This is a genomic window from Roseovarius sp. SCSIO 43702, assembly GCF_019599045.1.
In the GTDB taxonomy this organism is placed as follows: domain Bacteria; phylum Pseudomonadota; class Alphaproteobacteria; order Rhodobacterales; family Rhodobacteraceae; genus Roseovarius.
On sequence record NZ_CP080623.1, the window covers coordinates 560597 to 580551 of the forward strand.

Annotated in this window: 22 protein-coding genes and 1 tRNA gene; 14 read left to right on the plus strand and 9 right to left on the minus strand. The window is 65.8% G+C overall.

Annotation, left to right across the window (positions count from 1 at the left end):
- Positions 1 to 194 precede the first annotated feature (194 nt).
- Together K1T73_RS17805 and K1T73_RS02550 are read left to right on the plus strand one after the other, a co-directional pair.
- Positions 195 to 1007, plus strand: coding sequence for a hypothetical protein (locus tag K1T73_RS17805; protein ID WP_259400421.1), 813 nt, complete (start codon positions 195 to 197; stop codon positions 1005 to 1007).
- Positions 1008 to 1081: 74 nt separating this feature from the next.
- Complete coding sequence (locus K1T73_RS02550; protein WP_259400422.1) at positions 1082 to 2071, plus strand: endonuclease/exonuclease/phosphatase family protein; 990 nt, start codon at positions 1082 to 1084, stop codon at positions 2069 to 2071.
- Position 2072: 1 nt separating this feature from the next.
- On the opposite strand, the gene hemF is transcribed toward K1T73_RS02550, so the two are convergent.
- The 4 genes from hemF to clpS are packed head-to-tail and all read right to left on the minus strand — an operon-like array spanning position 2073 to position 5158.
- Positions 2073 to 2963 (minus strand): oxygen-dependent coproporphyrinogen oxidase, encoded by an 891-nt coding sequence (gene hemF / locus K1T73_RS02555; RefSeq protein ID WP_220602435.1) that lies wholly within the window; start codon positions 2961 to 2963, stop codon positions 2073 to 2075.
- 8 nt (positions 2964 to 2971) lie between these two features.
- On the minus strand, positions 2972 to 3772 hold the full coding sequence (locus K1T73_RS02560; RefSeq protein WP_220602436.1) for an SDR family NAD(P)-dependent oxidoreductase: 801 nt from the start codon (positions 3770 to 3772) through the stop codon (positions 2972 to 2974).
- A 47-nt stretch (positions 3773 to 3819) separates the two neighbouring features.
- Positions 3820 to 4809 (minus strand): class I SAM-dependent methyltransferase, encoded by a 990-nt coding sequence (locus K1T73_RS02565; RefSeq protein ID WP_220602437.1) that lies wholly within the window; start codon positions 4807 to 4809, stop codon positions 3820 to 3822.
- Between the two features lie 4 nt (positions 4810 to 4813).
- Positions 4814 to 5158 carry an ATP-dependent Clp protease adapter ClpS gene (clpS, locus tag K1T73_RS02570; protein WP_220602438.1) on the minus strand — a complete coding sequence of 115 codons (345 nt, stop codon included), beginning with the start codon at positions 5156 to 5158 and terminating at the stop codon, positions 4814 to 4816.
- A gap of 100 nt (positions 5159 to 5258) precedes the next feature.
- Between clpS and K1T73_RS02575 the strand changes: the two genes are divergently transcribed.
- Positions 5259 to 5963, plus strand: a complete 705-nt coding sequence (locus K1T73_RS02575) for an HAD family hydrolase (protein WP_220602439.1) — start codon at positions 5259 to 5261, stop codon at positions 5961 to 5963.
- Positions 5964 to 5967: 4 nt separating this feature from the next.
- On the opposite strand, the gene zapE is transcribed toward K1T73_RS02575, so the two are convergent.
- Complete coding sequence (zapE, locus tag K1T73_RS02580) at positions 5968 to 7026, minus strand: cell division protein ZapE (protein ID WP_220602440.1); 1059 nt, start codon at positions 7024 to 7026, stop codon at positions 5968 to 5970.
- Positions 7027 to 7067: 41 nt separating this feature from the next.
- Positions 7068 to 7511, minus strand: a complete 444-nt coding sequence (locus K1T73_RS02585; protein ID WP_220602441.1) for an Lrp/AsnC family transcriptional regulator — start codon at positions 7509 to 7511, stop codon at positions 7068 to 7070.
- A gap of 81 nt (positions 7512 to 7592) precedes the next feature.
- Here K1T73_RS02585 and K1T73_RS02590 point away from each other — a divergent pair, with 81 nt between their 5' ends.
- The 3 genes from K1T73_RS02590 to K1T73_RS02600 all read left to right on the plus strand — a co-directional run bounded on the left by K1T73_RS02590 (position 7593) and on the right by K1T73_RS02600 (position 9883).
- Positions 7593 to 8198 carry a LysE family translocator gene (locus tag K1T73_RS02590; RefSeq protein WP_220602442.1) on the plus strand — a complete coding sequence of 202 codons (606 nt, stop codon included), beginning with the start codon at positions 7593 to 7595 and terminating at the stop codon, positions 8196 to 8198.
- Between the two features lie 11 nt (positions 8199 to 8209).
- Positions 8210 to 8836: a hypothetical protein gene (locus tag K1T73_RS02595; RefSeq protein WP_220602443.1), complete on the plus strand. Its 627-nt coding sequence runs from the start codon at positions 8210 to 8212 to the stop codon at positions 8834 to 8836.
- Between the two features lie 84 nt (positions 8837 to 8920).
- Positions 8921 to 9883 carry an acetyl-CoA carboxylase carboxyltransferase subunit alpha gene (locus K1T73_RS02600; RefSeq protein ID WP_220602444.1) on the plus strand — a complete coding sequence of 321 codons (963 nt, stop codon included), beginning with the start codon at positions 8921 to 8923 and terminating at the stop codon, positions 9881 to 9883.
- A gap of 6 nt (positions 9884 to 9889) precedes the next feature.
- Here K1T73_RS02600 and K1T73_RS02605 read toward each other — a convergent pair whose 3' ends face one another.
- On the minus strand, positions 9890 to 10537 hold the full coding sequence (locus K1T73_RS02605) for a GntR family transcriptional regulator (protein WP_310794420.1): 648 nt from the start codon (positions 10535 to 10537) through the stop codon (positions 9890 to 9892).
- Between the two features lie 32 nt (positions 10538 to 10569).
- Entirely contained in the window at positions 10570 to 11262 is a 693-nt protein-coding gene (locus K1T73_RS02610; protein WP_220602445.1) for a M48 family metallopeptidase, read from the minus strand.
- Between the two features lie 112 nt (positions 11263 to 11374).
- On the opposite strand from K1T73_RS02610, the gene K1T73_RS02615 reads away from it, so the two are divergent.
- Both K1T73_RS02615 and K1T73_RS02620 read left to right on the plus strand, forming a co-directional pair.
- Positions 11375 to 11710: a TIGR02300 family protein gene (locus K1T73_RS02615; protein ID WP_220602446.1), complete on the plus strand. Its 336-nt coding sequence runs from the start codon at positions 11375 to 11377 to the stop codon at positions 11708 to 11710.
- Positions 11711 to 11796: 86 nt separating this feature from the next.
- Positions 11797 to 11872: transfer RNA gene (locus K1T73_RS02620), tRNA-Ala, on the plus strand.
- A gap of 64 nt (positions 11873 to 11936) precedes the next feature.
- Here the strand turns inward: K1T73_RS02620 and K1T73_RS02625 are convergent.
- Positions 11937 to 12749 (minus strand): MauE/DoxX family redox-associated membrane protein, encoded by an 813-nt coding sequence (locus K1T73_RS02625; protein WP_220602447.1) that lies wholly within the window; start codon positions 12747 to 12749, stop codon positions 11937 to 11939.
- Positions 12750 to 12966: 217 nt separating this feature from the next.
- Between K1T73_RS02625 and K1T73_RS02630 the strand changes: the two genes are divergently transcribed.
- The 6 genes from K1T73_RS02630 (at position 12967) to K1T73_RS02655 (ending at position 19955) form a co-directional block, all read left to right on the plus strand.
- Positions 12967 to 13383 carry a RidA family protein gene (locus K1T73_RS02630; protein WP_220602448.1) on the plus strand — a complete coding sequence of 139 codons (417 nt, stop codon included), beginning with the start codon at positions 12967 to 12969 and terminating at the stop codon, positions 13381 to 13383.
- 109 nt (positions 13384 to 13492) lie between these two features.
- Positions 13493 to 14167, plus strand: coding sequence for a DUF1028 domain-containing protein (locus tag K1T73_RS02635; protein WP_220602449.1), 675 nt, complete (start codon positions 13493 to 13495; stop codon positions 14165 to 14167).
- 27 nt (positions 14168 to 14194) lie between these two features.
- The gene (locus K1T73_RS02640; protein ID WP_220602450.1) at positions 14195 to 15355 is read left to right on the plus strand and encodes an aromatic ring-hydroxylating dioxygenase subunit alpha; all 1161 of its coding nucleotides are present in this window, start codon (positions 14195 to 14197) and stop codon (positions 15353 to 15355) included.
- Positions 15336 to 16832: an aldehyde dehydrogenase gene (locus K1T73_RS02645; RefSeq protein ID WP_220602451.1), complete on the plus strand. Its 1497-nt coding sequence runs from the start codon at positions 15336 to 15338 to the stop codon at positions 16830 to 16832. Before K1T73_RS02640 ends, K1T73_RS02645 begins: the two co-directional genes overlap by 20 nt.
- Positions 16833 to 16855: 23 nt before the next feature.
- Positions 16856 to 17797, plus strand: a complete 942-nt coding sequence (locus K1T73_RS02650) for a LysR family transcriptional regulator (protein ID WP_220602452.1) — start codon at positions 16856 to 16858, stop codon at positions 17795 to 17797.
- Between the two features lie 88 nt (positions 17798 to 17885).
- Positions 17886 to 19955 carry an NAD(P)-binding protein gene (locus tag K1T73_RS02655; protein ID WP_220602453.1) on the plus strand — a complete coding sequence of 690 codons (2070 nt, stop codon included), beginning with the start codon at positions 17886 to 17888 and terminating at the stop codon, positions 19953 to 19955.

Consider the following 19955-nt stretch of genomic DNA (forward strand, 5'->3'; position numbering starts at 1 on the left):
CGCACCAGTGACGCCTTCAATTCGCCCCACGCATGAAGTCTGGTTAACCAAGTTCTTGAGAAGGAAGCGGAAAGACGGCAACAATTGGACCAAATTGAGGCACACCGCCACAATAGGCGGAATCAAGTTGGGACAATGGCGCGACATCGTATCGCGCCGGGCCAGTTTGAGGGGATCGGGCAGTGATAGCGAATTTGGCAGGAGCACTTCTGCGGACATTTTTCGTGGTGTTGTTGATTACAACACCCTCTCTCCTGTTGCCCGGCATTCAGGCCGACACCTCCCAGATGGTCCTGATGGCAGCCGTGATCGGCGGGGGGCTGGTCTTCGCCGAGTATTTCGGAAAGTACCCCAGCCTGATCGAGTTCCGCTTTGCCGCGCCCTACAACCGGCTGAAATTCTCCTTCACCGCCGCGGCGGTTCTGCTCATGACGCTGATCCTGCGTGCCGAGGAGGTTTCGGGCGGGCTCAACCTCTGGGCCACCAATCTCGCACAGCTGCTGGATTTCCCCTACTCGCCCGTGCGGTCGGTGGTCAGCGTGCTGCCCGCGGATGCCGGGCCCGAACAAATCCGCATGGTCACCACGCTGGCGGGGCTGAGCTATCTCCTCTCGCTGCTGCTCGTGGTGACCTTCGTGATCGTCGTCCGGCTTCTCGATTGGCCGGTGCGCAACGGCGCCTTCAACGTGAGCCTCAACATGCCGCTTTTCGATCCCACCGGCGGCGGCGACGTGGTCGATCGGCTCGTGCGGGATGCGAGCATTAATATTTCCTTAGGGTTTCTGCTGCCATTCCTTGTGCCACTCGCAGCGCTCGCGCTGCCCGATTTCGCGGAGAGATTCGGATTCCTGGAGCGGCAAAATCTCATCTGGATGACCTGTTTCTGGGCCTTCGTCCCGGCAAGCATGGTGATGCGCGGCATCGCGCTCTACCGGATCAGCGACCTCATCAACGAGAAACGCCGCCGCGCCTATGCCAAGACGGCCGATGGGTTGCAGACCGTCTGAACGCCCTCGCGCGTCACCTCCTTGCGGTCTGGCTGGCGGTTTGTGCTGCACCGCTCGCGGCGGAAACTTTGCGCGTGGCGACATGGAATATCGACGCCGAGCGCAAGGGGCCCGGTCTTCTCTTGCGTGACATCCAACGCGGCGACCCGCAGATCGAGGCTGCCGCCGCCATCGCCGCGCGGATTGCGCCCGACATCCTTCTTCTTCAGGGGGTGGACTACGATCATGACCTTCTGGCCCTGCGCGCCTTGCGCGATCGCTTCGCCGCCGCCGGCATCGCCTATCCGCACCTCTTCGCATTGCGGCCTAACACCGGATGGCCCACGGGGCAGGACATCGACGGCGACGGACGCACCGGAGAGCCCGAGGATGCGGTGGGCTATGGCCGTTTCTCGGGACAGGGCGGCATGGCGCTTCTTTCGCGCTATCCCATCGACCGCGCGGGCGCCCGGGACCTGAGCGCCGTGCCATGGGCCGCGTTGCCCGCCGCACTTCTGTCCGATGACGAGAGGCAGCCGCTCTTGCTACGCGGGGCCGAGGCCAGCTTTCCTCTCGCCAGCGTCGCGCACTGGATCGTGCCGCTCGACACGCCGCAGGGCAAGGTCTCGCTGCTCGCGCTTCATGCGGGGCCGCCGGTCTTCGACGGGCCCGATGATCGCAACGGGCGGCGCAATCACGATCAGATCATGTTCTGGATCGAGGTCTTGAACGGCAGCTTCGGTGCCGTGCCGACCGAGCGTTTCGTGGTCATCGGCGATACCAATCAGGACCCGCAGCGCGGGGAGGGTCGGAAATCGGCGATCCGCGCCCTGCTGTCCGATCCGCGCCTGACCGACCCCCGGCCCGTGCGGTCCGAGGCCGAGGGTGTGGCCCGGGCAGACCTTCACGCGACGGTGGCATGGCCAGAGACGGATCTGCCGCCGATGCGGGTCGATTACATCCTGCCTTCGCGCGACTGGCGGGTCGTCGATGCCGGGGTATATTGGCCGCGTGCGGGCGACCCCGCGGCCGAGGCGGCGCTGGCCAGCGGTCACCGCCTCGTCTGGGTCGATCTCGCGCGCTAGCTCAGACCCACTTGGCCATCGGCGGCAACGACATCAGCACGGCGTTTGCATCGTGTCCGGTGGCAAGGCCGAACTTGGTGCCGCGGTCGTAGACGAGGTTGTATTCCGCATAGTGTCCGCGATGGACAAGCTGGGCGTCCTTGTCCGCCTCGCTCCACTCTTGCACGCGGCGACGTTCGACCAGCGGCACGAAGGCCGGAAGAAACGCCCGCCCGATATCCTGCGTCAGCGCGAAATCCGCCTCCCAGTCGCCGGAGTTGCGATCGTCCATGAAGATGCCGCCCACGCCGCGCGCCCGCTTGCGATGCGGGATGTAGAAATATTCGTCCGCCCACGCCTTCAGCTCGGGATAAAGCGCCTCGCCATGCGGATCGAGATGCGCCTTCTGCTGCGCATGGAAATGCGCGGTGTCCTCGGCGTATTCGATGCAGGGGTTGAGGTCGGACCCACCCCCGAACCACCATGCGCCGGGCGTCCAGAACATCCGCGTGTTCATGTGAACGGCCGGCACATGCGGGTTCTGCATATGCGCCACGAGGCTGATCCCGCTCGCCCAGAAGCTTGGATCGGCGTCGATCCCCGGCACGCCGCGGGCGGCCATCGCCTTCTGCGCGGCGGGTCCCAGCGTGCCGAACACCTCCGAGACGTTCACACCAACCTTCTCGAAGACGCGGCCCCCCCGCATCACGCTCATCAGGCCGCCGCCCGCGTCGCTTCCGTCATCCGATGCGCGCCGCGTCTCGGTCACCTCGAAGCGACCCGGCTTCATCTCGGCCAGCGGCCCCGTGTCATGGCTGTCCTCGAGCGCCTCGAAAGCCGCGACGATCTCGTCGCGCAGGCTGCGGAACCACCCGGCGGCGCGGGTTTTCTTCTCGGCAAACGTATCGCTCATGCCATCCCTCAATGCGCGGGTTTCGAAACCGGATCGAGGATCGACCGCCCGCCATCCAGCGTCAGGATCTCGCCGGTCATGAAGCTCGAGGCGCTGCTGGCCAGGTATTGCACCGATTCGCACAGATCCGCCGCCGCGGCGATCCGGCCCAGCGGCGTGTGCTCCTCGATCTCCTTCCGGGCCCCCCGGTCGTCCTTGAGCGCATCCTGCAATGACGCGCTCATCACCGAACCGAAGGCCAGAGCGTTCACGCGGATGCGGTGCGGGGCGAGCGCCGCGGCAAGCGAGCGCGTCATCTGGTCGAGTGCGGCGGTCGAGATCGAATAGCCGAGGAGTTCGGGCCGTGTGCGCCGCGCCGCAATCGACGACAGGTTGACGATCGACCCCACCGTGCCGCTTTCCTGGTCCTCGGCCTGCTTGATCATCCGTTTTGCCACGGCCTGTGACAGGCGCAGCGCCGTCAGGAGGTTCTGCTCGATCAGCATCTCGACCGCGTCCTGCTCGGGGTCGAGCGGATCGGAGGTCAGCACCTGGCGCGAGGCGTTGATGAGAATGTCGACCTTGTCATAGGCATCGACCGTGGCCGACAGAAGGTTCGCGATGGTGAGCTTCTCGCGCAGGTCGCCTGCGAAGTAACGGATCGTCTGGTTGTCATCGGGCTCACCGATCTCCTTGGCGAGCCGTTCCTCGTCCATGTCGGCCAGCATGACATTGGCGCCCTTGTTCGCGAAATGACGGCCCAGGGCGAGGCCGATTCCGTTGGCGCCGCCAGTGATGATGGCCGTCTTGCCGTTGAGGGAAAATGACATTCAAGCGGTCCTTCTGCCGGTGCGCGCGGGGCGGACCCTAGGCCATCTCATCCGCGTTGGCGAGACGGTCGTCGCGCGTGGAACAGTTTGAAGCGCCCGTCACCCGCGACCGGCGCAACCTCGCCGAAACTCTCCGCCAGCGCGCTTTCATAGGGAAGGTGACGGTTCGCCACCATCCAGAGATGCCCCGAGGGTTTCAGAACGCGCGCCGCGGCGCCGATGAAGGCCCATCCGAGCGCCGGGTCGGCGGCGCGCCCGGTGTGGAAGGGCGGGTTCATCACGACGGTATCGAGCGGCTCGTCCGGCTGCCAGCTCAGCGCGTCCTGCCAATGAAAGACCGCTCGCGCGTCCTCGACATTGCGGCGCGCGCAGGCAAGCGCGTCATGCTCCGCCTCGACAAGGTGCAGCGTTTCGACCTCCGCACGTTCAAGCACACGCGCGGCAAGGTATCCCCAGCCTGCGCCCAGGTCGGCGACCTGCCGTCCCATCGCCGCCGGAAGCGTATCGGCGAGGGCCTTCGACGCCGGGTCGATTCCGTCCGCCGAAAAGACGCCCGGCACCGTCACGAACCCGGGCGCCACCTCGCGCGCACCGCCCCTCGCCCAGTCAGAGAAGGATTCTGCGCGCGCGTCGAACCAGAAAAGCTTGCCATGCGCCTTGTTGACCGGCCCGTGGACATCGATCCGCTTGCGGCACGCGCGCAGCACCGCGTCGATCCCGTCGGTCTTGGCACCGTCCACGATCACGAGCGGCGCGGCCCCGGCCGCTTCGGCGATGGCCGCGTGCGTCTTCTCGCGCGACCGCGCCGCGCAGACGAGGATCGCATCGAACGTTCCATCGAGCGCAGTCTCGCACGCGTAACCCTGTCGCTCGAAATGCTCGAAATCCGGACGGAAGCCTGTCACCACCGTCACCCGCTCCGACGACAGCGCGCCGAAATCGGTCTCACGCGTGGGGTAGAGCACCGCCACGCGCGCGTCGTCGCCAAGCGTCAATCCGCCCGCGTCGAGCGCCAGGGACAAACGCAGTCCCGTCACGACGCTATTCTTTTTCCATCGTGCATTGCAGCGGATGCTGATGCTGGCGCGCGAAATCCATCACCTGCGCGACCTTGGTCTCGGCGATCTCGTGGCTGAAGACGCCCACGACCGCCACACCCTTCTTGTGAACCGTCAGCATGATCTCGAAGGCCTGCGCGTGGTTCATGCCGAAGAAACGCTCGAGGACGTGAACCACGAACTCCATCGGCGTGTAATCGTCGTTCAGAAGCAGCACCTTGTAGAGCGGTGGCCGCTTCGTCTTCGGACGCGTCGCGACGACGACCGACGCGTCGCCCTCGCCATCATCATCCTGGCCGGAGTTGAGCTGAAGCGGAAGCAGTGTCATACGAACAAGGATAAGTCCCGTGCCGGTCGTTTCAACGCGCTCTATATAGACAATCGGGGCGCCAAGAAAAGAGGGTAGGCCCGGGCGGGCGGGGATCGCAATGGTCAAACTCACCACGGTCGGCTTCGACGCGGATGACACGCTCTGGCATAACGAGCGTTTCTATCGCCTGACGCAGGAGCGATTTGCCGAGCTTCTGGCCCCCTACACCAACGCCGATCGCCTGATCGAGCGGTTGCAGACGTCCGAAAGGCGGAACCTCGGCCACTATGGCTTCGGGATCAAGGGCTTCGTGCTCTCGATGATCGAAACCGCCGTCGACGTGACCGGGGGCCGCGTACCCGGTCACGTGATCGGGACGCTTCTGGAGGTCGGACAGGAGATGCTGAACCATCCAATCGACCTTCTTCCCCATGCCGAGGAGGTCGTGCGCGAGGTGGCGGCCACCTACCGGATCGTGCTCGTCACCAAGGGCGACCTCCTGCACCAGGAGCGCAAGCTTGCCCGGTCGGGGCTGGGTGATTTCTTCGACGCGGTCGAGATCGTGAGCGACAAGACCACCCCGGTCTATGCCCGGATCTTCGACACCCATGGCGCAGGGGCGGCAAACGCGGCGATGGTGGGCAATTCCATGCGCTCGGATGTGCTTCCGGTGATCAAGGCGGGCGGCTGGGGCATTCATGTGCCGCAGGAGTTGACCTGGACCTACGAGATGCTGAATGCACCCCGGTCCGAGCCGCGTTTCCGCGAGATCGCCGACCTCTCGGCGCTGCCGGCCCTCCTGCGGGACATCGCGCACGACTGAGGGCTCAGCTCCGCGCCCAATCCTCGGATTGCATCTCGCGCAGCCGGCTTGCCGTGCGCTCGAACTCGAAACTGCCCTCGCCTTCGACATAGAGGTACTCGGGCTCCGCCGCCGCCGAACAGACGAGCCGGACCTTCGCCTCGTAGAGCGCGTCTATGAGCGTCACGAAACGCTTCGCCTCGTTGAAGTTCTGGCGGCTGAGCCGCGGGATGTTCTCGAGCACCAACACCCGCGCCGCCTCGGCCAGCGCGAGATAATCGGCCGCACCCAGCGGCTTGCCGCAGAGATCGTAGAACGACGCCCGCGCGACCCCGTTGCGATAGGCGGGGATCGTCACCGGCCGCTTCTGAACGGTGAGCGTGAGCGGCTCCGCCTCGCCCCCGGTCAGGTCGTTCCATATCTCGTCGATGGCCTTCCGGCTCTCAGCATCTATCGGGGTGAAATAGGTGCGGCTTCCGGCGATCCGATCCTGCCGGTAGTCGCTTTCCGAGGTCAACTCATGCACCACCATCCTCTCCTTCACCAGCTCGATGAAGGGCAGGAAGAGCTGCCGGTTGAGCCCGTTCTTGTAGAGATCGTCGGGCGGCCTGTTGGAGGTGGTGACGACCACCACACCGGCAGCGAAGAGCGCTTCGAAGAGGCGCCCCACGATCATCGCGTCGGTGATGTCGGAAATCTGCATCTCGTCGAAGGCAAGCAGGCGGACCTCGTCCGTGACGGCCTTGGCCACCGGGGCAAGCGCATCCTCCACGCCCTTCTTCCGCGCGGCATGCATCCCGGCATGGATCTCCTGCATGAAGGCGTGGAAATGCACCCGCCGGTTGGGCACGTCGAGCGAGGATACGAAAAGGTCCATCAGCATCGACTTCCCGCGCCCCACGCCACCCCAGAGGTAAAGCCCCTTCGGCGGCTTGGGTGTCTTGCGGAACCATCCACCCTTGGCCGGCTGTGCAAGGCCCTTGCGGATGCGCTCGAACTCCGGAAGCGCCGCCTCCTGTGCCGGGTCGGGCGTGAGCTTCCCGTCTTCGACAAGGCGGGCATAGATCTCGGGCATCGTCTCCATGCGCAACGCTTAGCCCGCCTTCCTGCCCGGCGAAAGGCCCCTCATGCCCGCGCGTCCTTGGGCGATCCCATGACCACGTAGCTGGTGATCGAGTGGACCTGGGGCAGGGTGCCGATGATGTCGGTATGAAACGACTTGTAGGCCGGGAGATCGGCCACCTCTATCCGCAGGAGATATTCCACCGCGCCGGTGATGTTGTGACATTCCACGACCTCGGGCGCGGCTGCCATGGCGCGTTCGAATGCCTCCTGTGCGGCCTTCGTGTGCGCGTTGAGCCCCACCGTCGCATAGGCCACGAAGCCGATCCCCCGCGCGCCCCGGTCCAGCACCGCGCGATAACCGGCGATCACCCCGCGCCGCTCGAGCTCCTGGACGCGCCGCAGACAGGCGCTGGGCGACAGGCCCACGCGTTCCGCGAGGTCGATGTTGCTGATCCGCCCGTTGCGTGAAAGCTCCTGCAATATCCGGTCTGTAATGTGATCCATGATCGCATGAGGTTGCATGAATGGATTGGCAGAGCAATAAAAAGCAATTCAATTGCGCTAGATTCTCCCTAATGTTGTGAAATGTCCATTGATCTTCTTCCGGCACTCCTTGCCTTCTGTTTCGTCGGCGTCATCACGCCCGGCCCGAACAATTTGATGCTCATGGCGTCGGGCGCGAATTACGGCTTTCGCCGCACCGTGCCGCACATGATGGGCGTCGGCCTCGGGATGCCGGTGCTTGTCGTGCTCGTCGGCATAGGCATCATCCGCGTGTTCGAGACGTGGCCCATCGTGCAGACCGTCCTCACCGTGCTTAGCGTGGCCTACCTGCTTTTCCTCGCATGGAAGATCGCGACCGCCGCGCCTCCCGCCCGCACCGGCGATGTCGAGGTGGCGGGCAAGCCGCTCACTTTCCTGCAGGCCGCCCTGTTCCAGTGGGTCAACCCGAAGGCGTGGTTCATGGCGCTTTCGGCGATCACGCTCTACGCGGCGGGGCGCGATCCGCTGGCGATCCTCTGGGTCGCGGGGGCCTATGTCGGTGTCTCGACCATTTCGACGACAAGCTGGACGGCGCTGGGCCAGCAGATGCGCCGCTTCCTTGGCAGCCCGATGCGTCTGCGCGTTTTCAACTGGACGATGGCCGCCCTGCTTGTGGCTACGCTCATCCCGGTGCTATGGCCCGCCTGAACGGGGGCGACATGGCATTCACACTTCTCCACACCGCGGAGACGCATCGCGCGACGTTCGACGCGATCGCCGCGCGCGAAGGCGCCGATATCGCGCTCCGCCACATCGTCCGTCCCGATCTCCTGGGCCATGCGCTGTCGGGCGTCACCCCGGCGCTCGAGGCCGAGATCGCGGCACTTGTCGGCGCCGCGCCGGGGCCGGTTCTCTGCACATGCAGCACGCTCGGACCCGTGGCCGAAGCGCATGGCGCGCTGCGTATCGACGCGCCGATGATGACGGCGGCGGCGAAGATCGCGACCGACTGTGGCGGCGCGATCCTCATGGTCTATTGCCTGCAAAGTACCCTCGCGCCCAGCGTCGCACTCCTCGATCACGCCCTAGAAGCCGAGGGGCGGGAGGTTCGGGTCCACACGCTCGACCTCGCGCCGTTCTGGCCGCTCTTCGAGGCAGGCGAACATGACGCCTTCGTCGCTGTCATAGCCCGGCAAACCCGCGAAGCGGCGGCACGGATCGCGAACCTTTCGGCGATCATCCTCGCGCAGGCGTCGATGGCGGGCGCGGCGCGGCTGATCGATCTGGATGTCCCGGTCCTGGCCTCGCCCGAACTGGCTTTCCGGGCAATGATGGACGCCCGGTGACGGCCCGTGCGCCCGACGCGGCATGATTGCAAATCCCGCCCGATGCGGCCATATATCCCCAATCCAGAACCGGAGCCCGTGTGAATGACCAACTACCTCGACTTCGAAAAACCGCTGGCCGAGATCGAAGGCAAGGCCGAGGAACTTCGCGCCATGGCCCGCGCAGGCGAGGGGGTCGACGTGGAGGCCGAGGCGGGCGCGCTTGACAAGAAGGCGGCGCAGCTTCTGACCGAGCTCTACAAGGACCTCACGCCGTGGCGCAAATGCCAGGTCGCGCGGCATCCCGAGCGGCCCCATTGCAAAGACTATATCGAAGCCCTGTTCAGGGAATACACGCCCCTCGCGGGCGACAGGAATTTCGCCGATGACCACGCCGTCATGGGCGGTCTCGCGCGGCTCGACGACACGCCCGTGATGGTGATCGGCCACGAGAAGGGCAATGACACGAAAAGCCGGATCGAGCGGAATTTCGGCATGGCCCGCCCCGAGGGATATCGCAAGGCCATCCGCCTCATGGACCTCGCCGACCGCTTCAACCTGCCCGTGGTGACGCTCATCGATACGCCCGGCGCCTATCCCGGCAAGGGAGCCGAAGAGCGCGGCCAGTCCGAAGCCATCGCGCGTTCAACCGAGAAATGCCTGCAACTGGGGGTTCCCCTTGTCTCCGTCATCATTGGCGAGGGCGGATCGGGCGGCGCCGTCGCCTTCGCCAGCGCGAACCGCGTGGCGATGCTCGAACATTCGGTCTATTCGGTCATCTCTCCCGAAGGGTGCGCCTCGATTCTCTGGAAGGATGCCGAGAAGATGCGCGAGGCGGCCGAGGCGCTGCGCCTCACGGCCCAGGATCTCAAGAAGCTTGGTGTCGTCGACCGCATCATTCCCGAACCCAAGGGCGGCGCGCATCGTGGCGCGTCCGAGGCCATCGCGTCGGTCGGCAAGGCCATCGGCGAGATGCTGGATGATCTCAAGGGGCAGGACCGCAAGTCGTTGCTCCAGGACCGCCGCCGGAAATATCTCGACATGGGATCGAAGGGGCTTGCCGCCTGACGCGCGCTACCGCGCCAGCATGCGCAATCCCTGCGTCACGTCCGACCGCACCGCCAGTCGCAGCGCCGGCTCGTCCCCCGCTTTCAGGGCGGCGATGATCATCCGGTGATGCTGTGGCGCCGACGTGCGTTGCAGCCGTCCGTAAAGTGCCCGCATCGTCGGCCCGAGTTGCAGCCATACCGTCTCGGCCATGGCCAGCATCGCGGGCGCCTGCGCACGCAGGTAGAGCGTGCGATGGAACTCGAGGTTGCGGCGGATATAGCTCACGGCGTCGCGTCGCGTGATATCCTCGTGAATGCGCGTGTTGATCGCCTGGAGCCGGTCGATGAGCGCGATATGCGCGCGCGGCAGCGCCCGGCTGGCCAGCTCGACCTCGATGAGCGCCCTGAGCGCCGCGAGCTCCTCGAGCCGCTCGGAGCTGAGCTCCGGCGTCGACACCCGCCCCGAGGCGGACATGGTCAGCGCGCCCTCGGCCGACAACCGGCGTACCGCCTCGCGCGCGGGGGTCATCGACACGCCGAACTCGTGGCCCACCCCGCGGATCGTGAGCGGGGTGCCGGGGGCGATCTCGCCATGCATGATCCGGCCGCGCAACCCGCGATAGACGCGGTCATGGGCCGAGGGCGACGGGTCGGGGCGCGGGTTCAACAGCATGAGCGGAGTGTGCGCCTCCCGGCCGTCCGCGGTCAACTCTCGAACCTGTAGCGGTGCAGCCCCGCGCCATGCGCGCGCAGCCATCCGCGCGGACGCTCGTAATCGGGGCAAAGCCGCGCGACATGGGCCCAGAAGGCGCGCGAATGATTCATTTCCGCCAGATGTGCCACCTCGTGCGCGGCCACGTAGTCCAGCACCTCGGGCGGTGCGAGGATGAGCCGCCAACTGTAGTTGAGCCCGCCGCGTGACGAGCAGGACCCCCATCGCGACTTCGAATCCCGCAAGGTGAGGCCGACATAGCCGCGCCCGAGGGCGGCCGCATGGCGGTCCGAAGCATCGGCCAGCCGCTCCCGGGCCAGCGTGCGCAGCCACGCGGCAAGCCGCACTCCCGCGCGGTCGGGCGGTCCCGGCACCTCGATCGTGTCGGCCCCGATCGCGACCTTGCGCCCGGAGCCATGCGCAAGGGTGCGTATACGCCCTTCCACCGGCACTTGCGCGCCGATTTCGACGGCTATGGCATCGGGCCGCTGATCCAGGTGCCGCCGCAGCCACTCGGTTTTCGAGCGCGCGAATTCAAGGCCCTCGGTTTCGGTCACGCCCCTCGGAAGAGTGAGCGAGACTCGTCCGTCGATCCCCGAAACGCGCAGCGAGATACGCCTGGCCCGCGCGGACCGCCGCACCGTCACATCGATCGGGGGGTTGCCCATCAGCCTGTGCTGCCCCATATCCGTCTTGCCTCGCCGTTCACCGGATGTTCAAAGCCTTTGACACCCTGTGTCACTTATGGCAGGTGGCGCGAATTGTCGACAAGACTTCAGAATGCGAAAGGGATATCCCATGCCCAAGGAAGAATGGGGTGTAAAGCGTGTCTGCCCCACGACCGGCAAGCGCTTTTATGACCTGAACAAGGACCCGATCGTCAGCCCCTATACCGGCGACATCGTGGAAATCACCAACGGCAAGAGCCGGAGCATCACCGCCGATGCCGAGGACGCCGAGACCAAGAAGATGAAGGCCGCGTCCGCCGACAGCGATTCGGAGGTGATCGACGATGACGACGACCTCGATGTCGAAGTCGATCTGGGCGATGACGTGCTCGAGGACGATGACGATGACGAGAACGTTTCGCTCGACGACATCGCCGACGTGGCATCCGAGGACGAGGATAGCTGACCCGCCCGGGGACGCGGGATTTTCCGCTTGATCCCGCCCCCGCCTTTGCCTAAAGACCGGCCCACAGGCGTGGTGCCTGTGAAATCGGGGCCTTAGCTCAGCTGGGAGAGCGCTTGCATGGCATGCAAGAGGTCAGGGGTTCGATCCCCCTAGGCTCCACCAAAATTCCCGGTTCCCTTGCGATCCTGCCTTCGTTCCGCCTGCCGGACACCGTCGGGGCGGCGCCTCAGGCTCCCGCAAACCAGAGCGCCAGCATCCAGATCCCCATGCCCGCCATTATGAGGTTCTCGCTGAGCGAGATTGCCCCCAGCGGCACGTTCGATCCGCCGCCCACGCAGGCGCAAGTGAGCTCGCGCTTGTCGATATACACCGCCTTGATCACGCTGATCGCCCCGATCGTCCCGATGAAGATACCCACGGGCGCCACGGCCCAGATCAGCGCGCTGCCGGTCCCGATGAGGGCCATCATCCCCACGCCGGCCCAGAGTTCCATGAACGGATAGGCATAGCCGTAGGGCACGTATCGCCGCGCAAGCAGGTCATAACCGAGAAATCCGTTCACGAAGCCCTCGATGTCCTGCAATTTCTGGATGGCCAGCGCCACCATCGAGATCGCGAAGAACCATTTCAGAAGCTCCAGGACCGGGAAGCCCTCGTACCGGTTCAGGATCACGGCCAGGGCCATCAGCGCGGTCGAGCCGAAGATCGCCTTGATCGGCGCGTAGGTCGTATCGCCCTCCTCCAGAACGCGGTAGCCGAAATGCTTCTTGAGGTCCTGGTATCCCCCGATCCTCTCTCCGTCGATGAAGGTCTGCGGCGTCGTCTCGACCCCGTGCTCCTCCTGGAAGGCATCGACCTCCTCGCGGGTGGTCAGGTGGTTGTCATCCACCTCGTATCCCTTGCGTTCGAGCATCGACTTGGACTTGAGCCCGAAAGGACAGAGATGCCCCGGCATCACCATGCGGTAAAGCGAGGCGGTCTTGCCCCGGCCTTCGCTCTTGGCGCGGGCGGTCTCGGGTGTGTCGGCTTGTGCGGTCATGTCACGCTCACTCCTTCGGTTCGTCCGGATGCGCCCAGGGCAAGGGGGCGGCTCACCATCCCAACCGAAAAGGCCGCCCGCCTGTTCCGAAGCGGGGCTTAGACGGAACCGAACCAAGGCTGAGCCATATGGTTATTGAGCACCCCCGACCCCTGTGGAATGCCTGTCGCTGACGCTCGCGCTTCTGCGCGCGGTGAAGCATGTTCAGGAGTGCCCGATGGCCCACACCCGCATCCGCAAGTTCAACACGAAGGACACCTACCCCGAACAGAAGCTCGACAACGATCTCTGTCAGGCCGTGGTCACGCAGGGCGGCAAGACTGTCTGGTTGCGCGGCCAGTGTCCGCAGAATCTCGACGACGCGAAGAATATCGACAGCCATGATCCGGTCGAGCAGACCCACAAGGTGATGCAGAACATCCGGCAGCTGATCGAGGAGGCGGGTGGCAGCATGGAGCACCTCGTGAAGGTGGTGGTCTACATCACCGACGTGCGGCACCGCGAGGCGGTCTACCGGACCATGGGCGAATACATCAAGGGCGTGCATCCGGTGTCCACCGGGCTGGTGGTGCAGGCGCTCGCGCGGCCCGAATGGCTGGTCGAGATCGACGGAACGGCCGTCATTCCCGATTGAGCGCGCGCAAAGGGGGCTTTCCGCCCCCTCGCGTCGAATTCTCCAGGGGAGAATCCGACGCACACCCCCGAGGATATTTCGGGCAAGAAGAAGGGGAGGGAGACACGCGATGACGTTTTCACTTGTGGCGAGATGCGCGGAGACGGGGATGTTCGGGGTCGCGATCTCGTCCTCGTCGCCCGCGGTGGCGGCGCGCTGCTCCTACGCGCGGGCGGGCGTGGGCGCCGTCGCCTCGCAGAACGTGACCGACCCGACGCTGGGGCCGATGACGCTTGATCTGATGGCGGAAGGCATGGGCGCCGCCGACGCCATAGCGCAGGTGGCGAAACGCGGACGGTTCATCGAGTACCGGCAGGTTCTGGCCGTCGACGGGCAGGGCGGCACGGCCATTCATTCGGGGCCGAACTCGCTTGGTATCTGGACCGACGCGCAGGCCGAGAACGTCGCCTCGGGCGGCAACCTTCTGGACAATGACGGGGTGCCGCAGGCGATCGTCGACGGTTTTCTCGCTTCGGGCGGACATCTGGGCGACCGGCTGATCGCCGCGATGCGGGCGGGGCTGAAGGCGGGGGGCGAGGCCGGGCCGGTGCATTCGGCCGGCATGATGCTTGTCGACCGCGTGCCGTGGCCCGTGGCCGATCTGCGCTGCGACTGGACCGAGGAATGCCCGATCGAGGCCATCGCGACCGCCTGGGACGTCTACAAGCCACAGCTCGAAGCCTACGTCCAGCGCGCGCTCGATCCGACCAAGGCGCCATCCTACGGAGTGCCCGGCGACGAATGATCCAACTGACATGAGGAGGAAGTGACCATGACCGGACTACGCGAAACGCTTCAGCATCTTGCTGCCCTGCCGTCCGACCGCCCGATGGGCATGCCGGGCGCCTTCTATACCTCCCAGGATCAGTTCGAGCACGAGGCCGCAACCGTGCTGCGTCGCGGCTGGCACTGTCTCGGGCGCGAGGACGAGATCCCCGAGCCGGGCGATTACTTCACCGTCCAGCTCCTCAACGAGCCGCTCATCGCGGTGCGTGGCGACGATGGCGAGATCCGCGTGCTCGCCAACGTCTGCCGGCACCGCGGCATGCCGCTTGCCGAGGGTCAGGGCAACGTCAAGCGCTTCGTCTGTTCCTACCACGCCTGGGCCTATGGACGCGACGGTGCGCTCCTGCGCGCCGCGCGGATGGAGAATGCGGGCTTCGATCCCAAGTCCTGCCGCCTGCACACGCACCGCGTCCAGCTTCGCAACGGCTTCATCTACGCCAGTCTCGACGCGGAGGCCGCCCCTTTCGAGCATCCCGAGCTCGACGCGCTTCTCGCCCCCTACGAGCCCGAGCGGTTCAGGCTCGTTCACGTGGCGGAAGAGACCTGGCTCACCAACTGGAAATGCCTCGTCGAGAACTTCATGGAGGGTTATCACCTCTCGGTCGTCCACCCCCAGACACTGCACGGCTACACGCCCACCGGCCTTGCGCGGAAACTGCCCTCGGGCGACGGGTTCACCGCCTATGCCGCGAACTATCCCGGTGGCATTCCGCCACGCGGCATGGGCGCGCCGGGGCTGAGCGCGGATGAGCGCAACCGCTCGACGCTCTTCGCCAAGTTCCCCACCCAGGTCGCGAGCCAGGCGGCGAGCCTCCTGGTCTCGCTCAGCATCTTTCCCGTCTCGGCGGGCGAGATCCGCGTCAAGTGGACCATGTCGACCTATGGCGACGACCTCGACGACGGCGTCATTGCCGCGCGGATCAAGCTTTGGGAGGATGTGAACCGCGAGGATCGAGAAAAGCTCGAGCGGATGCAGGTGGCGCTCGCCTCCGAACATGCGCAGCCCGGGCCGCTCGCGGGAGAGGACTACGAAGGCACGGTCCGCGATTTCCAAATCTGGCTCGCCGCCCAGGACAGGGAGGAGGTGACCGCGACCGAGCCGCATATGACACCGACAGGACCCAAGGATGCCCCACTACACCTATGACGACTGGAAATCCCGCGCCGCCGCGCTCTCGATCGAAGGCCGCGCCTTCATGGACGGCCGGTTCGTTGACGCGGCCTCGGGGCGGACGTTCCAGAGCGTGAACCCCGCCACCGGGGCGGTGCTTGCCGAGGTGGCCGAGTGCGACGAGGCCGATGTGGATCGCGCCGTCGCCGCCGCGCGCAAGGCGTTCGAGGACGGGCGCTGGTCGCGCATGGCGCCGGGCGATCGCAAGGGCATTCTGCTGAAACTCGCCGATCTCATCCGCGAGAACCTCGAGGAGATGGCCCTTCTCGACAGTCTCGACATGGGCAAGCTGGTGCAGGACGCCGTGACCGTGGACGCCCCCGGCTCGGCGCATTTCTTCCAATGGTATGCCGAGGCCATCGACAAGCTCTACGACGAGGTGGCGCCCACCGGCCCCGGCGACCTTGCGCTCGTGCGGCGGGTGCCGCTCGGGGTGGTGGGGGCGGTGGTGCCGTGGAACTTCCCGCTCGACATGGCGACGTGGAAGGCGGCGGCGGCGCTGGCCGCGGGCAACTCGGTCGTGCTCAAGCCGGCCGAGCAATCGCCGCTCTCTGCGCTCAGGCTGGCCGAGCTTGCCGCCGAGGCGGGCGTGCCGGACGGGGTCTTCAACGTCGTGCCCGGCTACGGCCAGACGGCCGGTCGCGCGCTTGGCCTTCACATGGACGTGGATTGCCTCGCCTTCACCGGATCGACCGCGACGGGCAAGCGGTTCATGGAGTATTCCGGCCAGTCGAACCTCAAGCAGGTCTGGCCCGAAACCGGCGGCAAGAGCCCCAACCTCGTCTTCGCCGACTGCCACGACCTCGACGCGGCCGCCGACATGGCCGCCTTCGGCATCTTCTTCAACCAGGGCGAGGTCTGTTCCGCCAATTCGCGGCTCTATGTCGAACGCTCCATCAAGGACGAGTTCGTCGCCCGCATGATCGCCCGCGCCGAGGCGACGCAGCCCGGCGATCCGCTTGATCCGGCGTCGAAAATGGGCGCCATCGTGGACGAGAAACAGACCGAGGGGATCATGCGCTTCGTCGATGCGGGCCGCAAATCCGCCACCCTCGTCACCGGGGGTGAGCGCGTGACCGTGAACGGCAAGGGATGTTTCGTCCGGCCCACCATCTTCGACGACGTGGCCCATGACGACCCGCTCGCCCGTGACGAGATCTTCGGCCCGGTCCTGTCGGTCATCCCCTTCGACACCGAGGACGAGGCGATCGCCATGGCCAACGACTCGGTCTACGGCCTCGCCGCGTCGGTCTGGACCGATGACCTGAGCCGCGCCTGCCGCGTGTCGGACAGGCTGATGGCCGGCACCGTCTCGGTCAACACGGTCGATGCGCTCTCGGCCCAGACACCGTTCGGCGGGATGAAACAGTCGGGATTCGGTCGCGACCTTTCCCTGCACTCGCTCGACAAGTATACTGCGCTCAAGACGACGTGGATCAAGTATCGGACATGATCCCTCGTCGAAGAGGGACGCCATTGCCAAGCCGTTATACGCTGCGCCAGCTCGAGTATTTCGTCGCCGTGGGCGAGGCGGGCTCCATCGCCGCCGCGTCCGAGAAGGTGAACGTGTCATCCCCTTCGATCTCGGCCGCGATCTCGCAGCTCGAACAGGAATTCGGCATCCCGCTTTTCGTGCGCCAACACGCGCAGGGTCTTGCCCTGACCCAGGGCGGGCGCACCATGCTGGAACAGGCGCGCACCGTCCTGCGCGAGGCCGAGCGCCTCGTGCAGATGGCCGGCGACATCTCGGGCGAGGTGCGCGGGCCGCTCGCGGTGGGCTGCCTTCTGACCTTCGCGCAGGTGGTCTTGCCCACCATCCGCCGGAGCTTTGCCGACGCCCACCCCGAAGTCTCGATCCGCCAGTTCGAACTGGACCAGGCCGCGATCTTCAGCACGATCCGCCGGGCCGAGATCGACGTTGCGCTCACCTACAATCTCGACATCCCCGCCGACCTGCGTTTCGTCCACTTGGCCGAGCTGCCTCCCTACGCCCTCCTGCCCGAGGGCGACCCGCTCGCGGATCGTGAAACCGTTGCCATCTCCGATCTGCGCGACCGGCCCATGGTGCTTCTCGACCTGCCCTTCAGTGCCGAGTATTTCCTCTCGGTCTTCGATCAGCACGGGCTGCGTCCCCATATCGTCGAACGCACGCGCGACATGTCGGTGATGCGCAGCCTCGTGGCCAATGGCTTCGGCTATTCCATCGCCAATATCCGCCCGGTCCACAACATCTCTCCAGATGGCAAGCCGCTTCGCTGCGTGCCGCTCGAGGGGAAAGTGCGGCCCATGCGCATGGGGCTCCTGATGGCGCAGGATGCCGAGAACTCGAGCACGATCCGCGCCTTCGTCGAGCATTGCGCCGGCCTCGCCGAAGAGGGCGCGCTTCCCGGTGTCACCTGCGACACCTGCGGCACTTAGCTGCAACCTAACCATTGATTTTGCAGGCGCGACTTTTGCGCCTCGGCGCCGACGCTATCTTTCGCCGGATCAACACGAGGAGACCCCCATGCGTGATGCACGGTACGACATCCTGTTCGACGAGGTCGCGATCGGCCCGCTCAAGGCCAAGAACCGGTTCTACCAGGTGCCGCATTGCAACGGCGGGGGGTATCGCGATCCGTCCGCGGCGGCCGAGATGCGCGGCGTGAAGGCCGAGGGCGGCTGGGGCGTCATCTTCACCGAACAGTGCGAGATGCACCACACGTCCGAGATCACGCCCTTCATCGAATTGCGCCTGTGGGAGGACAAGGACATCCCCCAGCTTCGCAAGATGGCCGGCAAGATGAAGGCGCACGGCGCGCTCGCGGGCATCCAGCTTGCCTATTCCGGCATCAACGGCCCGAACCTCTACACCAAGGAGGTGCCGCTTGCCCCCTCCGCGCTGCCCATCCGCACCTTCACCAACGACCCGGTGAGTGCGCGGGCGCTGTCGAAATCCGACATCCGTGACCTGCGCCGCTGGTTCGTGAACGCCGCCAAGCGCTGCAAGGAGGCCGATTTCGACCTCATCTGCCTCTACGGGGCGCATGGTTTCGGAATCTTCCAGCACTTCCTGAGCCGCGCCACCAACCAGCGCGACGATGAATATGGCGGTAGCCTCGAAAACCGCTCGCGCTTCGCGCGCGAGGTGGTCGCCGACATGCGCGACGCGGTGGGCGACACCATGGCGCTCACCATGCGGGTGTCGCTGGACGAAACGATCGGCGATCTGGGTTTCTCCAACGCGGAAGTGCGCGATTTCATCGAGATGAATCGCGACCTGCCCGACCTCTGGGATCTCGCGCATGGTTCCTGGGAGGATTGCTCCGGCCCCTCGCGGTTCAAGGAGGAGGCGGCGCAGTTCGAGCTCATCCAGGCCATCCACGACCTGACCGACAAGCCCATCGTCGGCGTCGGCCGCTTCACCTCGCCCGACGTGATGGTGAAGATGGTGAAATCCGGCACGCTCGATTTCATCGGCTGTGCGCGGCCCTCCATCGCCGATCCCTTCCTGCCGAAGAAGATCGAGGAAGGCCGCATCGACGACATCCGCGAATGCATCGGCTGCAATATCTGCATCACCGGCGACATGACCATGTCGATCAGCCGCTGCACCCAGAATCCTACCTTCATGGAGGAATGGCGCAAGGGCTGGCACCCCGAACGGATGAACGACAAGGGCCAAAGCTCGAACGTGCTGGTCGTCGGCTCCGGCCCCGCGGGGCTCGAGGCGGCATGGGCGCTCTGCCGGCGCGGCTACGACGTGGCGGTGGCCGAGGCGAAGGACGTGATCGGCGGCCGCGTCACCCGCGAACGCACCCTGCCGGGCCTTTCCGCCTGGGGCCGCGTGGTCGATTACCGCGACTACCAGCTTTCGCAGCGCCCGAATGTCGAGATTTACCGCGAAAGCGCGCTCGACGCCGAGAGCATCCTCGAATTCGGGTTCGAAAACGTCTGCATCGCCACCGGCTCCACCTGGCGCCGAGATGGCGTTTCGCGCCAGCATGTCGTGCCCATGCCCATCGCCGAAGGCGCGAAGGTGCATACCCCGGACGACCTGATGACCGGGACCATCCCCTCGGGCAAGATCGTGCTCTTCGACGACGACCATTACTACATGGGCGGTGTCCTGGCCGAGCTTCTGGCCAGAAACGGCGCCGACGTGACCCTCGTGACCCCGGCGGCTTATGTCAGCGAATGGACCCTCAACACGCTCGAACAGGTGGCCATCCATCCGCGCCTGGTCGAGGCTGGGGTCGAGATCGTGCTCAACCGCGGCGTGGCCGAGATCGGGGTGGATCACGTCGTGACGAATTGCACCTATACCGGCCGCACCACGCGAATCGACTGCGACGCGGTGGTGATGGTCGCCTCTCGCGCCAGCGACGACCAGGTGCATCGCGACCTGCTCGCCCGCCGGGACGACTGGGCCGATGCGGGTATCCGGTCGGTGAAGGTGATCGGGGACGCCGAGGCGCCCGGTCCCATCGCCTGGGCGACCTATGCCGGCCACCGCTACGCGCGGGAATTGGACGAGCCCGAGCGCGGCGACGCGCTGCCTTTCCGGCGCGAGATCACGGAGCTTGCCTCCGACTGA